At 64.9% G+C, this 15,337-nt stretch carries 14 protein-coding genes and 3 tRNA genes; 9 read left to right on the top strand and 8 right to left on the bottom strand.

Annotated features, from left to right (window positions below):
• Nucleotides 1-168 precede the first annotated feature (168 nt).
• A complete protein-coding gene (locus ACGFNK_RS01510; protein WP_033320955.1) occupies nucleotides 169-477 on the bottom strand; it encodes a hypothetical protein in 309 nt (102 codons plus the stop codon).
• Between the two features lie 148 nt (nucleotides 478-625).
• Here ACGFNK_RS01510 and ACGFNK_RS01505 point away from each other — a divergent pair.
• From ACGFNK_RS01505 to ACGFNK_RS01495, 3 genes are all read left to right on the top strand, one after another.
• Nucleotides 626-698 (top strand) — tRNA-Asn (locus ACGFNK_RS01505).
• 5 nt (nucleotides 699-703) lie between these two features.
• Nucleotides 704-776 (top strand) — tRNA-Asn (locus tag ACGFNK_RS01500).
• A 166-nt stretch (nucleotides 777-942) separates the two neighbouring features.
• Nucleotides 943-1,016: transfer RNA gene (locus ACGFNK_RS01495), tRNA-Ile, on the top strand.
• A gap of 148 nt (nucleotides 1,017-1,164) precedes the next feature.
• On the opposite strand, the gene ACGFNK_RS01490 is transcribed toward ACGFNK_RS01495, so the two are convergent.
• Complete coding sequence (locus ACGFNK_RS01490; RefSeq protein ID WP_393410823.1) at nucleotides 1,165-3,288, bottom strand: tyrosine-type recombinase/integrase; 2,124 nt, start codon at nucleotides 3,286-3,288, stop codon at nucleotides 1,165-1,167.
• Nucleotides 3,289-3,554: 266 nt separating this feature from the next.
• Between ACGFNK_RS01490 and ACGFNK_RS01485 the strand changes: the two genes are divergently transcribed.
• The gene (locus tag ACGFNK_RS01485; RefSeq protein ID WP_393410821.1) at nucleotides 3,555-4,514 is read left to right on the top strand and encodes a recombinase family protein; all 960 of its coding nucleotides are present in this window, start codon (nucleotides 3,555-3,557) and stop codon (nucleotides 4,512-4,514) included.
• On the opposite strand, the gene ACGFNK_RS01480 is transcribed toward ACGFNK_RS01485, so the two are convergent.
• Nucleotides 4,503-5,276, bottom strand: coding sequence for a hypothetical protein (locus ACGFNK_RS01480; protein WP_393410819.1), 774 nt, complete (start codon nucleotides 5,274-5,276; stop codon nucleotides 4,503-4,505). The genes ACGFNK_RS01485 and ACGFNK_RS01480 overlap by 12 nt on opposite strands.
• A gap of 5 nt (nucleotides 5,277-5,281) precedes the next feature.
• A complete protein-coding gene (locus ACGFNK_RS01475; RefSeq protein WP_393410817.1) occupies nucleotides 5,282-5,809 on the bottom strand; it encodes a hypothetical protein in 528 nt (175 codons plus the stop codon).
• A 671-nt stretch (nucleotides 5,810-6,480) separates the two neighbouring features.
• Here ACGFNK_RS01475 and ACGFNK_RS01470 point away from each other — a divergent pair.
• The gene (locus ACGFNK_RS01470) at nucleotides 6,481-7,590 is read left to right on the top strand and encodes a ParB/RepB/Spo0J family partition protein (protein WP_393410815.1); all 1,110 of its coding nucleotides are present in this window, start codon (nucleotides 6,481-6,483) and stop codon (nucleotides 7,588-7,590) included.
• Between the two features lie 62 nt (nucleotides 7,591-7,652).
• On the top strand, nucleotides 7,653-7,970 hold the full coding sequence (locus ACGFNK_RS01465) for a hypothetical protein (protein ID WP_393410813.1): 318 nt from the start codon (nucleotides 7,653-7,655) through the stop codon (nucleotides 7,968-7,970).
• A 479-nt stretch (nucleotides 7,971-8,449) separates the two neighbouring features.
• On the opposite strand, the gene ACGFNK_RS01460 is transcribed toward ACGFNK_RS01465, so the two are convergent.
• Nucleotides 8,450-8,731, bottom strand: a complete 282-nt coding sequence (locus tag ACGFNK_RS01460) for a hypothetical protein (RefSeq protein ID WP_393410811.1) — start codon at nucleotides 8,729-8,731, stop codon at nucleotides 8,450-8,452.
• 134 nt (nucleotides 8,732-8,865) lie between these two features.
• On the opposite strand from ACGFNK_RS01460, the gene ACGFNK_RS01455 reads away from it, so the two are divergent.
• From ACGFNK_RS01455 to ACGFNK_RS01445, 3 genes are all read left to right on the top strand, one after another.
• Nucleotides 8,866-9,528, top strand: coding sequence for a ParB/RepB/Spo0J family partition protein (locus ACGFNK_RS01455; protein WP_393410809.1), 663 nt, complete (start codon nucleotides 8,866-8,868; stop codon nucleotides 9,526-9,528).
• On the top strand, nucleotides 9,525-10,970 hold the full coding sequence (locus tag ACGFNK_RS01450) for a ParB N-terminal domain-containing protein (RefSeq protein WP_393410807.1): 1,446 nt from the start codon (nucleotides 9,525-9,527) through the stop codon (nucleotides 10,968-10,970). Before ACGFNK_RS01455 ends, ACGFNK_RS01450 begins: the two co-directional genes overlap by 4 nt.
• A gap of 70 nt (nucleotides 10,971-11,040) precedes the next feature.
• The gene (locus tag ACGFNK_RS01445; protein WP_393410805.1) at nucleotides 11,041-11,502 is read left to right on the top strand and encodes a hypothetical protein; all 462 of its coding nucleotides are present in this window, start codon (nucleotides 11,041-11,043) and stop codon (nucleotides 11,500-11,502) included.
• A gap of 40 nt (nucleotides 11,503-11,542) precedes the next feature.
• Here the strand turns inward: ACGFNK_RS01445 and ACGFNK_RS01440 are convergent, their stop codons facing one another.
• The 3 genes from ACGFNK_RS01440 to ACGFNK_RS01430 form a co-directional block, all read right to left on the bottom strand.
• Nucleotides 11,543-12,376: an HNH endonuclease gene (locus tag ACGFNK_RS01440; RefSeq protein WP_393410803.1), complete on the bottom strand. Its 834-nt coding sequence runs from the start codon at nucleotides 12,374-12,376 to the stop codon at nucleotides 11,543-11,545.
• Nucleotides 12,376-13,947 (bottom strand): AAA family ATPase, encoded by a 1,572-nt coding sequence (locus ACGFNK_RS01435; RefSeq protein ID WP_393410801.1) that lies wholly within the window; start codon nucleotides 13,945-13,947, stop codon nucleotides 12,376-12,378. The genes ACGFNK_RS01440 and ACGFNK_RS01435 overlap by 1 nt, the downstream gene beginning before the upstream one ends.
• Before the next feature lie 274 nt (nucleotides 13,948-14,221).
• A complete protein-coding gene (locus ACGFNK_RS01430; RefSeq protein ID WP_393410799.1) occupies nucleotides 14,222-15,061 on the bottom strand; it encodes an abortive infection family protein in 840 nt (279 codons plus the stop codon).
• Between the last annotated feature and the right edge of the window lie 276 nt (nucleotides 15,062-15,337).

Here is a 15,337-nt window from a genome sequence, read left to right as displayed (position 1 = left end):
CCTGACCTGCTATGTGTTGCCGGTACTGAGTCGTGCACGTGGCGCAGGGCACTCCGTTCGGTCCTTGGTGCGGGCACTGGGTCCGGCCGTGTGGCGCGGGGCGCTCTGATCGGCAACGCGTCACGTGACGTCCTGTGCGGCTGCCGTGTTCCGCGACACGCCGTGCGGCTAGGTATTGCTGGTGCCCCAGTCGTCGTGAGCCGCCGCGCCGTTCGTGTTGCGCTCGCGCAGATGCCGGACGCGCTCGGCCACCGAGTCCGGGACGCGGTCACCGACCCGTTCGCTCACCACGTGGTAGGCCTTGCCCGCGAACTGCCGGCTCTGCTGTGCGGCCGACTCCGCGGTGTTGCGCACCGCGGGGTTCTGTGCGATCTCTCGCGCGGACTTCTTCAACTGCTCGTAACGCTCGCGCCCGGCTCGTGTGCCCAGGACGTACCCCAGGGCCAGTCCGGCAACGAACGTCAGTCGATAGCGCATGACGGCCACCCTTCCCTTGAGTCGGCATCGGTCACGGGGGAGGAACCGATTGGCGAAGCACCCCCCTGCTTGCGCTAATGTATGTGTCGCAGCGAGCGCCCGCCCCCTGGCGGATACCCAGGGAGGTACGTTCGATGCAGCGAGACAATCCTCCGTAGCTCAATTGGCAGAGCAGCCGGCTGTTAACCGGCAGGTTACTGGTTCGAGTCCAGTCGGGGGAGCTCGATCTTCCGTAGCTCAATTGGCAGAGCAGCCGGCTGTTAACCGGCAGGTTACTGGTTCGAGTCCAGTCGGGAGAGCAGCGGAAAAGGACCCTCAGGGGTCCTTTTTCATGTCCGGCGGAACCGCGCAGCCTGCGGCGTTGTCCTCATGGTCGTGCGTAGCCGACCATCCGAAGCAGGAGATCGTATGAGCGGCTATGCTGCGGCAGACGGCGCGCACAAATGTGCGCGACGCGCCGTAGACGGGGCGGTAGCTCAGCCGGTTAGAGCAGCGGACTCATAATCCGTCGGCCGTGGGTTCGAGTCCCACCCGCCCCACTTCGCGCTACGGGGGTAGAAGGCCTCTGACCAGCCACTTAGTTGGCGGGTCGGCTGACTTGAGGATCTTGACGGCCCTTGCCTGTCACTCATTGGTGTCCCAGGGACCACCCAGGGACCACAAGGGAGTGAAGCCCGCAGCTACGAGTCACGCAGCCTTCTTGGGCAGCCTCTCTTCTGAGTCCGCCTGATCGCTGGAATCTGGTGCCGGTGGCTGCGGCGGAGCCCAGTCGGCAGCGTTTGTCCCCGCCGCCCGGTCGATCACGACTCGGCTGAGCATCGCGTGCGGCCGTCGCTCTTCTGGGAGACGATCGTTCCAGTTCTCCACATGGGCGATCTTGAACCCGGTGCTCGCGCAGTAGTCCTGCAACCACTTCTCCGCCGCCGCAGCCGCCTGTTCCGGTGTGCGGGCCGTAGTCCGGATCTTTCCGAGCACGGCGCCTTTCGCGCGGGTCTGGAGTCCGATGGTCCAGAGGCCGCCGTTGCTGGCGCCGTGGACGAAGAGCACGGCCATGTCGTGCTTGAAGATCCTCGCCGGAATCGTCAAGGGCCGAACGACCTCGTAGGCAAGAGCCGCCTCGCGAGGCACCACGGAGAGAGTCGATTCGACTTCTGCCCGCATCAGCTGCGGCAGGACGCTGGTGTAGGTGTCCGACGTGATCTGACGTGAGCTGTGCCCCAGACGCTCTTGGACCACTTTGATGTCGTTCTTTGCGAGAAGGGAAAGAGTGGCTGAAATGTGCCGGAGGTCGTGGAGGCGGACCGGCGGAAGCCCGGACAACTCAACCAGCCGTTTGAAGCGTCGACTGATCCAGTCAGGGTGGTAGGACTCTCCGTTCTCTTGCGTGAAAACGCGGTCCGATTCGACCCAGGCGTCCTGTCCCGACCACTGCTCGTGTTCCTTCGCCTGGGCGGCCCGCCACGCGCGCAGCACCTCGACCGATTCCGCACTGAGTGAGATGGTGCGGACGCTGTCTGCTTTGGGGTCTTCCCCGTACAGGCGGTAGGCGACTTCGACGATCTGCGCGGAGATGCGCATCCATGGAGAGGTCAAGCTCACCTCCTGCCACGGCAAAGCGCACATCTCGCCGCGTCGGGGGCCTAGGAAGGTGAAGGTGTGCCATAGGGGGTACAGCCGGTCGTCGCTGACGAAGTCCAGGAACTGTCCGGTCTGCTCGGGAGTCCAGACCATGACTGGACCCGGTTTCCCGCCCGTCCGCTTCCACTGCTCGACTCTTTCTGGCGTCCACACCAGCGGCTTGGGCCGCTTCGCCGCTGGAAGCTCGACCATCTGGGCCCAGTTGGTCGTGTACTCGCCCCGCTTGATCCCGCTGTTGAGGAACGAGCTGAGGGTGGCGTTGATGCGGTGCATCGTCGCGGCGCTGGTGATCTTGCGCATTCCCTTGCGGCCCGCCTTCAGCGCGGCGTTGGCATCAAGCCAGGCTCGGCGGGTGAGGCGCCGCTCCTCCTTCTTCCCGGCCGCGCGTACCCACGTCGTGTAGGCCGTGTCACGGGCGTTCCGGAGCTCAACCACTCGGGCGTGATGCAGCATCCGTTCGGCGTTCTCCTTCTCGATGGCGTCGAACATCGCCTCGACGTGACGGAGCTTGAGGTCTCGCCGCTTGACGTGGCCCAGGTGCGGTGCGAGGTAGTTGGCCACGTGCTCTTCGTAGCTGTGGCGCGTTGTGCGGGCCAGAGCCTTCTTTCGCTTGAGCCATGCTCTGAGGTCCTCGCCGACGGTCGCATTGCTGAGTACGTCGGTGCCGTGGTCGGAGTCGCGAGCGACCTTCTTCGCCTCAGCCTTGGCTTTGTCCTTGGTGGCGAATCCGCCCCGCTTGATGCGACGTCGCTTGCCGTTCTCGCCGGGCTCCAGGTCGATCGAGAAGTACCAGGTACCGTGGCCCTTGCGCCTGAGATCGGGACATGTCAGCCCGATGTCCCGCAGCTTCGCTGAGCCGTCGTCGTTGAATATGGGCTCCCCGGAGTCGTCTGTCGCCGGCGCCTTGCACTGGCAGCGCCGGAAGTAGCTGGCCTCTGACACGCTTCTCCCCTTCGTGGCCTTCACTTGTGGACCTTCTGTGTCGGTCCTTGTCGAACCGATGTCTATCTTGCCCCAACACTTCAGTGTTGGCGTATCCTTATGGCACGTTGGCGCGGGGGAGATCGCGACAACGGGAATGACAACGAAGGACGCTTCTGTAGCTACGGACTCCGGGGTCGGCCAGATGACCTTGGAAGAACTACTCGCGCTGCCGCCGACCGTGAACGTCACGACGGCTGCGCGGGCGCTCGGGATCGGTACGCACAAGGCTTACAACTTGATCAAGATGGGGTCTTTCCCCGTGCAGACACTTCCTCTGGGCAGCACGGTGAGAGTCCCTACGGCTGCGCTTTGGCGAGTGCTTGGTGTGACGCCACCAGCGCGGTGATCTGTGTAGCTCTTGGGTCGCCGATCTTCCTGGGTCACAGCTCGGACAACGTGCTGTGACCCTAGGGTCGGGTGGCCACAGGGCGCACGAGAAGAGAACGGACCACCGCATGCCACGGCTCTACGGTTTCGACGATCAGTCGCGTCGTCGGCTACGCGACGAGGAAGTGGACCCGCTTCGCCAGATGGTGAGTCGGGCCCTGGCCGGTCAGTCCAATCAGGACGTCGCTGTGTGGGCGAACGGTGAGGGCTACCGGGGAACGCTGGGCGGGGAGTGGAAGGACGCGTCAGTCGGACGCCTCTTCCGTAATCCTGCAATTGCCGGGCTGCGCTACGACGAGGACGGCGAACTCGTTGACGCCGGCCACCCCGGCGCCATCACGCGCGAGGAGTTCGAGGCCCTTCAGGAGCGGGAGCAGAGCCGGAAGACGGCGGACGCAGAACCGCCGTACGACTACCTTCTGGTCGGCGGAGCCAGCACCTGCGGCAAGTGCACGCAGGCTCTTCAGGGTGCTCGCACCAACGCGGGAACGCCCGGCTACCGCTGCCGTCCCAAGGACAAGGATGGGCGCGGCGGCTGCGGCGAGGTCCGGATTGATGCCGAGCTGTTGGAGAACTACGTCGGAGAGTATGTCGTGGCAGAACTCCTCAAGCCCGGCATCCGAGACCAGATCCTCAAGGCCAGGGCCGCCGTACGCAAGCAGGTCAAGGACCTCAATCAGGAGATCGGGGACCTGGAGGCACGCCGGACTGAGGCCGGGACGCTGTACGGCCAGCGCCGGATCAGCAGTGACGCGTTCGTGGCCGCTGACCGCGAGATCACGGCGAACCTCAAGTCCACTCGTTCACGTCTCCGGTACGCGGAGCAGATGGCGAGCTTCTCGTTGGGTAACGCCAAGGATCTGGTGAGGTGGTGGAACACCGCGCCGACCGCGTCGAAGAAGGCCATCGCCATGCTCCTCTTGGAGAACGTCGAGGTGTTCCCTGCGAGCGCCCGCGGTGTCCGCACAGTCGAGCCTGGCCGTGTCGTCCTGCACTGGCGCAAGCTGTCGAGCTTGTCAGGCGGCTGAGGTTGCCGCCTTGCAGGAAGCGAGCCGCTTGCCGATCATCGCCATGGTCAGTCCGGTGATCAGCGAGACCACAGCGAGACCGGCCAGGACTGGCGAGACGATCTCCTCGTGCCGCAGTGGCCAGGGGTGTCCCAGGTAGTGGGTCACCAGGTACGACCCCTTGCTGGCGGCGTAAGCAACTCCGAGAAGGGCCGCAATCGTTGACGTGGCGAGCCCGCGGGCTGACCAGGTATGTCCGCCTCGCCGAGCAACGAGAGCCATCCCGGAGCATAGGAACGCGATCTCGCCGCAGGTGATCGCGACATAGGCCAGGTAGACCACGAGATAGACGGTGACGCCTGGCACCTTGGCGTACTCGGTCGTGAACTCCACGCTTTCGTCCGTGGTGTTGACGAACAGTGGCAGCATCGCCGCGAGGACGCACACCGCGAAGGCGACACGTGCGTACAGGCTGGCCTTCAACACCTCCTGGTTGTACGACCAGTCCACGAGCATGAGCTGCAGGCTGCCGCACCACAGGACCGCGCAGATGTGCGCCCCGAGCTTGGCCGCGTTGTTCATACCGGTCGCGGACTCGACGAAGTCCTCAACCGCCGGCACGGCCAGGGCCACGCCCACGGTGCAGACGCCGAATGCTACGGCTCGGGCGAAGCGCGCTATGCGGTATTCGTTTCGGGCGCCTTGGCGCCAGGCCTCGCGGGCGGAGAGCACGGTGCCCGCTAAGCCGAACAGAGCACATAAGCCGAAGACGACGCCGTCCATTTGGTTCAGGTTCCTTCCAGATCAGAGACGGCCCGCTCGGCCGCTTCGGTGAAGCTGAGGCGCCTCCGCCGGCCCGGCCGCGGCGGTTCGGCGGCTGGGGGAAGAGGCTCGGGGACTTCTGGGACGGCGAGATCGCTGTGTCCGTGTCGGCGACGGATCTCACGTGCAGCCTCCAGAAGTTCAGCAGCCCCGGCTTCGCCCAGGTCATGGAGTAGCCGAAGTGCCTCGCGGGCGTCTTGGTGCTCCTCGTAGACCGATAGGGAGGTCAAACCGTTGTAACCGGGGAGTAGATAAGCTGCCGGAGAGTCCAACGCCCTTGCGAGACCGATCAGTTGCGCGACCGTCGGGTTCGACTTGTCTCCATTCAGGAGGTCGTTGACGACCTGATGGGTCATCGCCGGCTTGTCGCCAGGGGTCTTGGCGGTGGCGGCAGCGATGGCACGCGTACTCGGGGTCTTCCCGTCTGCTCCGAGCTTCCTTCTGAGCAGCACAGCGAGCTTGCTGGAGAGAGGCGTGTCCGGGCCGAGCGACATGGTGCTGGCTACTCCTTGTGATTCGGCAGGCCCGGCCTGGCAGTGGACGGCGTGTTGCGGTGCACGTTCAGTATCCCTGTGAGGCAAGAGTGACTGGCGGGGCAGGCTAATGTCTATGCTGGTTGACAATGGGTCACCGCTCGAAGCAAGATCTGTAACGACAGTCGCAGTAAGCGCGTACTTGGCATGCGGGGCCGCCACCCCTCTACCGCCTCCTCGGGTGCAAGATCGTGACCGGCGCCCTAAACCCCTCGATATGTGCCGCTGACGTGTCTGTGTGGGGATCTAATTGAACCGCGGCTCGTTGGGGGCGGGACGCTGCAACGCGGAGGTACGGGTGGGGATTGAACTGGACCGTGTGTTGGCCCGGTTGAGGGAGTCCAATGGCATGGAGAACGTCGCCCTGGACGAGGAGGCCGCGCGTGACGCACTGGGGGCCCTGTCGATCGTCGACCCGAAGCGGGTCGACCGTGACGCCGGGTGCTTCAGCGGTGCCGTCGCGCGCTAAGTCGCGCAAGTGATCATTGGGTGCGGACCCTGTGGGGTCCGCACCTACGCGTCTGGCCTGCAAAAACTTCTCAAAGATTATGGACTCCCCCTCTGAATGCATATAGAATAGAACTACAAGGAAGGGGGAGAGAAGAAACCCCCACCGACCTCTTGGAGTCAAAATGCCGCACAAGTACGCCACCCTGAAGATGCGCCAGATCCGCCGCAACGAGAACCAGCCCCGCGAGACCTTCAACCAGGAGGCGCTTCAGGAGCTGGCCGACTCGATCAAGGAGCACGGCCTCCTCCAGCCGATCGTGGTTCGCAAGGTCGACGAGGGCGGGTATGAGCTGGTCGCCGGCGAGCGCCGTTTCCGCGCCAACGAAATGGCGGGCAACATCACCATCGAGACCAAGATCCTGCTGTCCGAGGGTGACGCCGAGATCAGCGACATGGACTCCTTCAAGAAGGCGATGGCCGAGAACCTGAACCGCGAGGACATGCTCCCCCTGGAGGAGGCGCGCGGCTTCAAGAAGGTCCTGGACCAGGAGGAGAGGGCTGACGTCGCGAGCGTCGCCAAGACCTTCTCCAAGTCGGTCCAGTACGTCAACCAGCGCCTGGCGCTCCTCGCCCTGCGCCCGGAGATTCAGTCGGCGGTGGACCTCGGCCACATCGGCACCCAGGCTGCCGTGCAGATCGCCGCCCTCGCGAAGGACAACCAGAAGGCCGTCTTCGAGGACTGGAAGAAAGGCGACAAGAGCGACAACCAGCTCGTCCACATCGCCTACGCCATGCGCAAGCAGGAGAAGGCGGCCCAGCAGGACTCCATGGTCGACGTCGACGAGATGACCCCCGAGGAGAAGGCCCAGCGCAGCAGGGCGCAGGCCAAGACCAAGAGCGACCTCGACGAGATCGAGCGCGTGTGCGAGCTGCTGGACGCCATCGGCAAGGCGGACCCCATGGAGCTGGCCCGCACCCTGGCGGGGGAGGTGGGTAAGCGGGTGGAGCAGATGGACCGAGTCGCTGCCAGCCTCCAGAAGGCCCGCTTCCAGCTCCGCCAGGCGAAGGCGCACGCCGACGCCAGCGAGATCATGGTCAACCCCGACGCGGCGGCGCCCGACCTGGTGGCCGAGGCCGACGCCGTGCTCGCCCAGTTGGACCCGAAGGCGGACGGCGCCGAGCCGGAGGCGCAGGCCGAGCCCGTCCCGGAGACCGAGGGCGCCGACGTCGACGCTGAGCCGGAGAGCCCGGCGGAGGCGGACGACGCCGAGCCCGTCGCCGTCGCAGCCTGACCTGTCAATCCCGGGGCGGCCCGTATACGGGCCGCCCCCCTTCTCTCTGGAGACCCACAGTGATGAACCCCATCCCGACCATGCGCAACATCAACCGCAACCTGTTCGACGTACCGGCCTCGGCCGACGCTCTGGAGGAGTACGACTCCGAGGCGGCTGCACTCGTCCGTAAGGCCGCGAAGCACCTGCTCAAGGCGCGGCGCAACAACGACCAGACGGCCCTGGACAAGGCGAGCAACCTGACCTTCCAGGCGGCGGCCGAACTCCTGGGCCACGCCGGCGGGTCGGTATACGTGCGCTTTCCCATCATGATCACGGCCCGGCTGGTCGAACTCGAAGCGGCTCTCCTCGCCGTCAAGGCCAAGACCGCCAGCGAGTGAGATAGATCCCAACACTAGAGAGTGATACGGTCTATATTGTTGGCGGGAACGGCCACAGCCGAGGAACCGGCCCGCCAACGTGCCGTGGCATGCGGCACTCCCCTTCGGTGCCTGGCGGGTGGCCAATCCCCCGCGCCCTACCCGCCAGGCACTGGCCCCGCACCTAAGCGGAGCCGCCTGGAGCGTCGCCAAGATCCACGATCACGACCGGACCCGCCCCCGCCTCACGCCGGGGGCGGGTCCCCGTGCACTCAGGAGCGTCATGACCACAGAGGACTTCACCGGGAACCCAGAGGATCGCGAGCTGTACGAGCGTCTTATTGCCGAGCGAGACGGCCCACCGATCAAGGCACTCGCTGAACGTGACCCGGGCTTCGAATCCCAAGGAGGCCCGGACCCCGACGCAGCCCGGCACCTCGAGGCACTCGAAGCAGCCGCAACACCCCGACGACGAAAGCGACACGCAGAATGACCGCCAATCAGGCACTGCCCGCCAAGCCAGACCGCAAGACGCCCCCCGTACCGGGAGCAGTGTGGTGCAACGCTTGCGACTCCTGGTGCCTGCCAACCGGCATCTGCGGCTGCAACAACCGGTGATACGCACGGTCCTTCGCCTCGCCGCCGACGCGATAGCCGTCCTGCTCATGGCAGCCATCGCGCTCGTCGCCTGGGTGGTCGTGCAGCTCGGCGGCGGCGGGGCCCTTCTCGCCGGCCTCCTGGCCTTCCCCAGTTGCGCGCTCATGGCCGTTGCCATCCAGCACGTTCAGATGTGGGCGAGGCGTCGAAGACTGGCTATCAGCCGAACCCTCACTCCCGTGACCGCCGTGGCGCGGCGTAGATCGTCTAATGTGAGCAGATGTAGGGCGCGGGGAACGGCCTACACAAGGGACGCCCCGTGACCCCGACGCCCGCCCACATCCCCGAACTGCTCCTGCCGCTCGCCGTCCCCATCGGGGACCTCGCGCCGTACTACCGGAACCCGCGCAACGGCGACCTCCCCTCCATCGCCGAATCGCTGACCGTCAACGGCCAGTACCGTGCGATCGTCGTCAATAAGGGCACGCACACCGGCCGCCGCAACGAGATCCTGGCGGGCAACCACACCTACGCGGCCGCCCAGCAGCTCGGCTGGGAGCAGATCGCCGCCACCTGGGTCGACGTCGATGACGACGCGGCGGCCCGAATCGTCGTCGTCGACAACCGGACCAACGACCTCGCCGGATATGACTCCGAGCTCCTGGCCGAGATCCTCTCCGAGATCCCGGACCTCGCCGGCACCGGGTACGACCGCGAGAGCGTAGACCGGCTCCTGGACGACACTTCCCTCCCCGAGACGCTGGAGCTCACCTCCGACGGCGCGGGCACCGGAGCCGCAGCCACCGTTGACTACCTCCAGTGGGGCTACCTCCAGTGGGAATCCAAGCGGGTGCGGATCACCTCCGAAGAGGTCGAAGCCCTCAACGGCATCTACACGAAGTTCGTGGACGACACCAACAGCGACCTCGGTTTCGGCTGGCACGTCCTCCAGCACGCTCACGAGGAGGGCGCGCCCGAATGAGCAGCGCACCCACCACGACGTTCTACGAGGCGTACCCGCTCGACCGGCTTCGCCCCGCCGACTACAACCCGCGCCGCCTCAGCGAGGAGGCGTTCGTCCGGCTCCAGGCTTCACTGCGCCGCCACGGCGTCGTCAAGCCGGTCATCCTCAACGCCGACGGCACGCTGGTCGCAGGCCACCAGAGAACCAAGGGACTTCAGGCCATCGGCCTGACGCACACGCCCGCAGTCATGCTCGGCACGAAGGTCAGACTGCAGGACGAGATCCAGTTCAACCTGCTGCACAACCGAGTCGAGACAGAAGCCAGCATCGTCCACGCCGAGCCCGGCACGATCGGCGCCTGGTCGTGGATACCGTGGCAGTCCATCCGCGTCGCCGAACGCAAGAACCTCTCCTTCGTCAACGCCATCGGCCACATGACCGCCGGTCACGGCCCCTGGGGCAGCGTCGTCATCGACGACCAGGGCCGCATCGTCCTCAACGCCGAATACGCCGTCGTCGCCTCCATCTCCCGCTTCGACGTCCTGGCCTGGACCGTGACGTCGGCCGACGCCGCCCAACTCCACGCCGACCTCACCGGCGAATACGGCGTCTACGACTGGACGGCCATCGAGAGCAAGGCCCCGGTGTGGAACCAGCACATCGTGCAGCCCAAGAGACTCCGGAAGTTCTCCTCCAAAGCCAAGGCCGGAAAGCTCGCCTACGGCTCCGAGACCTGGGACCAGTTGGTCACGCCATGGCTCAAGCCCACGCACAGGGTCGTGGACTTCGGCGCCGGGTACGGCGACTACGCCAAGCACCTGCGCGCCAAGGGCTTCAACATCCACGACTACGAGCCCTACCGCTGCCGGGACGGCTCGTACGCCGTGGACATCCGCGCCGTCGTCGGCATGATCCGCGACATCAGCCAGGACATCCAGACCAACGGCCTCTACGACGTGGTGGTCCTCGACTCCGTCATCAACGCCACCACATCCCTCGACTACCAGCACTGGGTGATGACCACCGTCAACGCCCTCTGCGCAGCAGATGGAGTCGTGTGCCTCGGCACGCGCAGCCTGGCCCGAGAACTCCGGGACGAGCAGGCCAAGCGAGTCACCTCTCAGACAGCCACCACGAAGATGAGCTTCCTCGACGACGACAACGTGGAGATGAACTTCGTCAAAGGGAAATGGCAGAAGCTCCGCTTCCACACGCCCGAAACCCTGGAGCCGCTGCTTCGCCGCTACTTCGAGGATGTGCAGGTCAGCGACCTCAGCGGCTCCAACCTCAAGGCCACGTGCCGCCACCCCATCGCGCTTCCCAAAGAAGAATACGAGAAGGCATTCGAGGAGGAATTCAATATGCCCTACCCGAACGGATTTAGGCATGGCAGGCATCTGGAATTGGTGGGAAATTTGATAAAATTGATAGTAGAGAGGAATGAATCTCTCGGCAATTAAACGGGTAAATGGGGAGCGCATGCCGCAGCGAATACAGGTGCAAATTGAATCACGAACTCGGTACCACATCATGTGGCTGGCAGGCGTGCGGCATGTGGCCCTCGATCAGCACTGCCTGCGCAGCTTCGGTCAACCCGACCGCCCCCGGGTAGATGTCCGCAGCCGGCACCAGATCCTCGAACTGCCCGAGCACAACCCGCCCCTGGCCTGGTACCTGTGCGCGCTGCCCAACCCATGGAAGTGGAGCGACAACGCGCACATAGCCTTCGAAGCCGCGCCGGGTGAGCAGTGGGAGGGCCCCGCCCTTGTGCCCGGCTTGTTCGTCCACATCGACAATGCTCGCCCCATCACCGGATGGGGCGAAGACAGCATCCCCGAGAGCGAACCACGCCGGAAGTCCTACCGCTTCCGCACCTGCCGCAACTACCAGTTCGCCTGGTGGCTCCGGACGGAGCGCAACGCGCCGAACGCCCCACCGGAGTACGTGCCGCCGAAGAGAGCTGGCGAGGGCGAGCAGATGTCACTGATCTGACCTCGGCGGGGCCCGGCTAGCAGTCTCCGGCCCGAGCACGCTACTCCGCAGCGAAGCCGCCATTGATGTACCAGGAGCTGTCAGCCAAAGCCTGGTACATGGCGGCCCGCCACAGGTTCGGATCTTCCTCAGCCAAGCCCGCGGCCTCGTCCCGTAGGTGATCGCCGACCATCGACGGGGCCTTGCGTTTGAGGATGTATCGGAGGCTGCTCATTTCTCGAGCTGCCTGCGAACCGTAAAGGGACGCGAGCCCGAACACTCGGAAGTGCTCGTGAACCCGCGTCGTGAGGACGGTGTCCCACGCCTCTGGCGGCTTCACGTAAAACTCGACCGCTGCGGGGGCAACTTCATGGACGTGGGCAAAGAGCCACTTCTCTTTGCCGACGTCATCGAAGTAGGGGTGGAGCGTTTGCTCACCCGCACTCGCCGGAGCGGTCTCACCCTTCACAGTGTTGCAGCTACGGCAGGCGGGAACCAGGTTGAACGGCACGACAGACAGCAGCGGATACGCCGTCTTTGGCAACTGATGGTCGAGGGTCTCTACATCCCGGTGACCGCACAGAGGGCAACGTCCCAAGGGCGCGGCGGCCTTCAGCTTGTCGTATTCGTCCCTTCCTGGATTGCCCTTGCGGGACATACGCTGCGTGTAGTTCTTCCTCAGCTCGGTTCTGTCGGCCTTGTCGGTAGGCTTGGCCTTGAGGTCCGTCAGCGTGTGGAGGGCAGCCGCCACGGCTGCGGTTTCGAACCGGTCAGCGGCGTTGACCACGTCCTCTTCCAGTGCCTTCAGGCGAGTCTTGGCCTTCGGCCGGGACTTGCTGATGCAGGTCAGGTAGACCGTGCGGGCCGAGAGTTCAGGGACTGGCAGAGTCCACATCAGATCCGCCGCTCCGTAATGCCGGGTCCGTCTGAGTCTCGGACAGCGATGAGGGATCGAACGACGGCCTTGGCCTCGCCACCAAGTTGGCCGTTGAACCGTCCGAGAACGTGTTCGTACGAAAGCCCCTGGCGAACCGCAGCCTTCAGATCACGGTGGAATCCGGAGTCGGTCACCTCGAGCCCGAACACCTCGTGGGTGAGGACGCCGACGTTCTCACCAAACGTCTCGATGGTGGGGCGGTCGGCGACCAACTGGTTGCCGTGGCGTCGCAGTTTCCACACACAGGACGCGGGCACCTCCTGGAGGACCACGGGCGAGTGCGTGGCGATGACCGCCAGACCATTGCGGTCCGTGAGCAGGTCGGACAAAGCGCGTATGAGCGCCGCCAACAGTGGCGGATGCAGGTGGGATTCGGGTTCATCGATGATCACCAGCGAACGCTCCGTGACGTGCTCGACCAAGCGCGTCATGGTTAGCAGAACAACCTTGTGACCCGAGCTGAGGCTAGTGAACAACTGCCGCGCTTTGCGCCGGCGGACATTCGCGCTTCGGGTGGCCTGGAAGTCCGCCAGCCATGTCTCGTCTAGGAGGCCGCTGCCAGCGTATTGCAAGGTTCGCAGGGCTTTAGCCCATCGATCTGACCGCTCCCCAGTCAGGCAGGCCTCCACGCTGTCTGCGAAGTCCTTCTTGATCTGGCCAGATGTTTTTACCCGTGGCGCACGCGATCCGCCAGTGGGGATTTTCAGCCCGACGTAGGCGTAGGAGATGGCCACATCGTCGTCGTGGATGAGCGGGAACTCATCGAAGGCGCTGAAGGTGACGCTGACCAGGTTCGCGAAGGACCTGCGAGTGCCTCGGTTGTACTCAATGATGCGGCCGACGTCTTCCTCAGGAGCTTCGTAGTCGCCCACACAGCGTGTCAGGCTGTTCAGGAGGTAGGACTTGCCGACGCTGTTGCGGCCGGTCAGCACATGGATGTTCGTGGACGGTCGCGAGTTTGGAGACACCTCGAACGGAAGGATCACCGACTTGCCCCCGCCTCCAGCGGGGACTGGCGCCTCGTAGGCCACCTGGAATCCTGAGACTCGAACGCCGCCCTGAGCGATGCGGCGGAACTGCTCCTCAACGGCGGTTGGCTTCAAGAACCGCATGAGTGAATCGCGTGTCACTTGCTCGTGCTGGACGCGGTGGAAGATGCTCTCGTCGAAGGCTATGTCCTTGAGCGCAGTCAGGACTAGCACGCGAATGCTGTCGCCGAGTTGACGCAGGCGTTCGTAGTACGAGTCATCTTGGCCTAAGGAAAAGTGCCGCTCCCCGAGTTCTTCGAAGCTCTCAGGCATGCGCGCAACGCGGCCTGGGCCCTCGTTGCTCTGATCTCGCCCTGGGTGCATCCCCAGCTCGCCGATCTTCACCTCGCCGATCCCGTGGCGGCGTCCGTCCTCGTCGTAGATCACGAGGTGGAACATGGTGACGAAGCCGTAGTCGTTCCATGCATCTCTGACCAGTAGGGCCTGGGACCGTACACCCTTCGGTTGTCGTTGGCCCCGCTCCACGACCGTGAACAGCACTCTGCCTCCGCGCCTTGTCCCGCCCGCGCTCCCACACGGCCGGCCACTGCCTGCACACCCTTGCAGTCTGACTCAGGCAGGTCAGCCTAGTCGGGACCGGACGCGACCACCCCAATGTGGCCTCCGGCCGGAGGCACGGACCGACTCGGCCACGTCGCACGCTTCCTCAGTTGGGGGATCGCCCCCACGCCAGGCCCCAGCGACAGCCGTCCGTGCAGCGGAGTGAGGGCGACGTCGCACCACAAGGGCCGTCTGTCGGGGCGACGCTGATTGGCTACGCCTGCTCCGCAGCGTGGGCCTCGATGTAGAAGGTCGCAGCAGTGACGGCCGCGGACACTGCCAGCCGCGCCGTCGCAACATCCAGCGTGGGACGTTGGCTTAGTCCGTGACCGGTCCCGAACCCAGCGTTCCGTAGCTCCGCGATACTGTTCACGAGATTCGTGAGAGCACCAAGCGCCTTGCGGCGCTGTGCGGCCCCTGGCTCGCTGCCCCTTACTCCCGCCGGATCCAGGCCCAGAGCGATGTTGGCCTCCTTCAACAAGTACGGGATGTCCTTCTTCGTTTCTGGTCCGTTGCCGTGAAGACCTAGCACTGCTTTAAGGACGGTCTCCACCAATTCCTTAGCTGATCCGATCGCTTGCGCTGGGTCGTCTCGGATGCCCCGCCGGATACGGGCGGCATGTTCGTCGACATCTACAAGGCCGAGTTCCTTGGCCGCAGCCTGTAGTTCATCCACGCCCGCGTCAGCCACTTGGCTGCCGTAAATGTCGCTGAAGAGGACCGGCTCGTGCTGGGCAAGCCATTCCGGGAGTCCAAGCATTCGTTCAGCGACGGCGAAGTTCGCTGCATCGATGGCCCTTGTAGCGATCAGGTATGGACCGTTACCGACGGTCCGGCCAGACGGCCGGAGAATCGCCTCGACCATGTCGAGCACATGGCCCGAATAGTCCTCGTCATTCCAGTCCAGACTGCGCAGCAGTCTGGGGTGCTCCCGGACTCGGTCGGCGCAACCCGTCTCGTAGGCAAGTGCTAGCCAGTCCCCACGAGTGAACTTGGCCTCAATGGCCTTCGCGACCGCGAGCACGAGCTTCTCCGGCTTCACATCCTGCTGCATCGTCTCTCCCCGCACCAATTCAGTAGCTCACCGTATCGGCGAGCAGGCAGTGCGCACCCGTATTTTCCAGCGACCGGCGCCCTTCCTCTTGATGCAAGGGACTTGGCATCGGATGTTCAGGCCGCCGCCGCAGCGGCCCCACCGTGCGCTCGCGAACTTCGCGCGCCTGGCCCGGGCCCCGCTCTGGTGGCCTACGACTCCAACCAGCGGCGAATTAGCCGCCTTGACTGGCAACCGAGCCGCGGTCAGATACCCAGAGCTCGGCGACCCGTCAAC

The sequence above is a fragment of the Streptomyces sp. NPDC048825 genome (genome assembly GCF_043198355.1).
GTDB lineage: Bacteria > Actinomycetota > Actinomycetes > Streptomycetales > Streptomycetaceae > Streptomyces > Streptomyces xiangluensis.
This window is presented reverse-complemented; position numbering and strand designations above follow the sequence as displayed.

Coding starts and splice junctions, on each gene's coding strand:
- ACGFNK_RS01510 (WP_033320955.1), bottom strand. CDS start 477: ATGCGCTATCGACTGACGTTCGTTGCCGGACTGGCCCTGGGGTACGTC.
- ACGFNK_RS01485 (WP_393410821.1), top strand. CDS start 3,555: ATGCCACGGCTCTACGGTTTCGACGATCAGTCGCGTCGTCGGCTACGC.
- ACGFNK_RS01480 (WP_393410819.1), bottom strand. CDS start 5,276: ATGGACGGCGTCGTCTTCGGCTTATGTGCTCTGTTCGGCTTAGCGGGC.
- ACGFNK_RS01475 (WP_393410817.1), bottom strand. CDS start 5,809: ATGTCGCTCGGCCCGGACACGCCTCTCTCCAGCAAGCTCGCTGTGCTG.
- ACGFNK_RS01470 (WP_393410815.1), top strand. CDS start 6,481: ATGCCGCACAAGTACGCCACCCTGAAGATGCGCCAGATCCGCCGCAAC.
- ACGFNK_RS01465 (WP_393410813.1), top strand. CDS start 7,653: ATGAACCCCATCCCGACCATGCGCAACATCAACCGCAACCTGTTCGAC.
- ACGFNK_RS01450 (WP_393410807.1), top strand. CDS start 9,525: ATGAGCAGCGCACCCACCACGACGTTCTACGAGGCGTACCCGCTCGAC.
- ACGFNK_RS01445 (WP_393410805.1), top strand. CDS start 11,041: ATGTGGCTGGCAGGCGTGCGGCATGTGGCCCTCGATCAGCACTGCCTG.
- ACGFNK_RS01440 (WP_393410803.1), bottom strand. CDS start 12,376: ATGTGGACTCTGCCAGTCCCTGAACTCTCGGCCCGCACGGTCTACCTG.
- ACGFNK_RS01430 (WP_393410799.1), bottom strand. CDS start 15,061: ATGCAGCAGGATGTGAAGCCGGAGAAGCTCGTGCTCGCGGTCGCGAAG.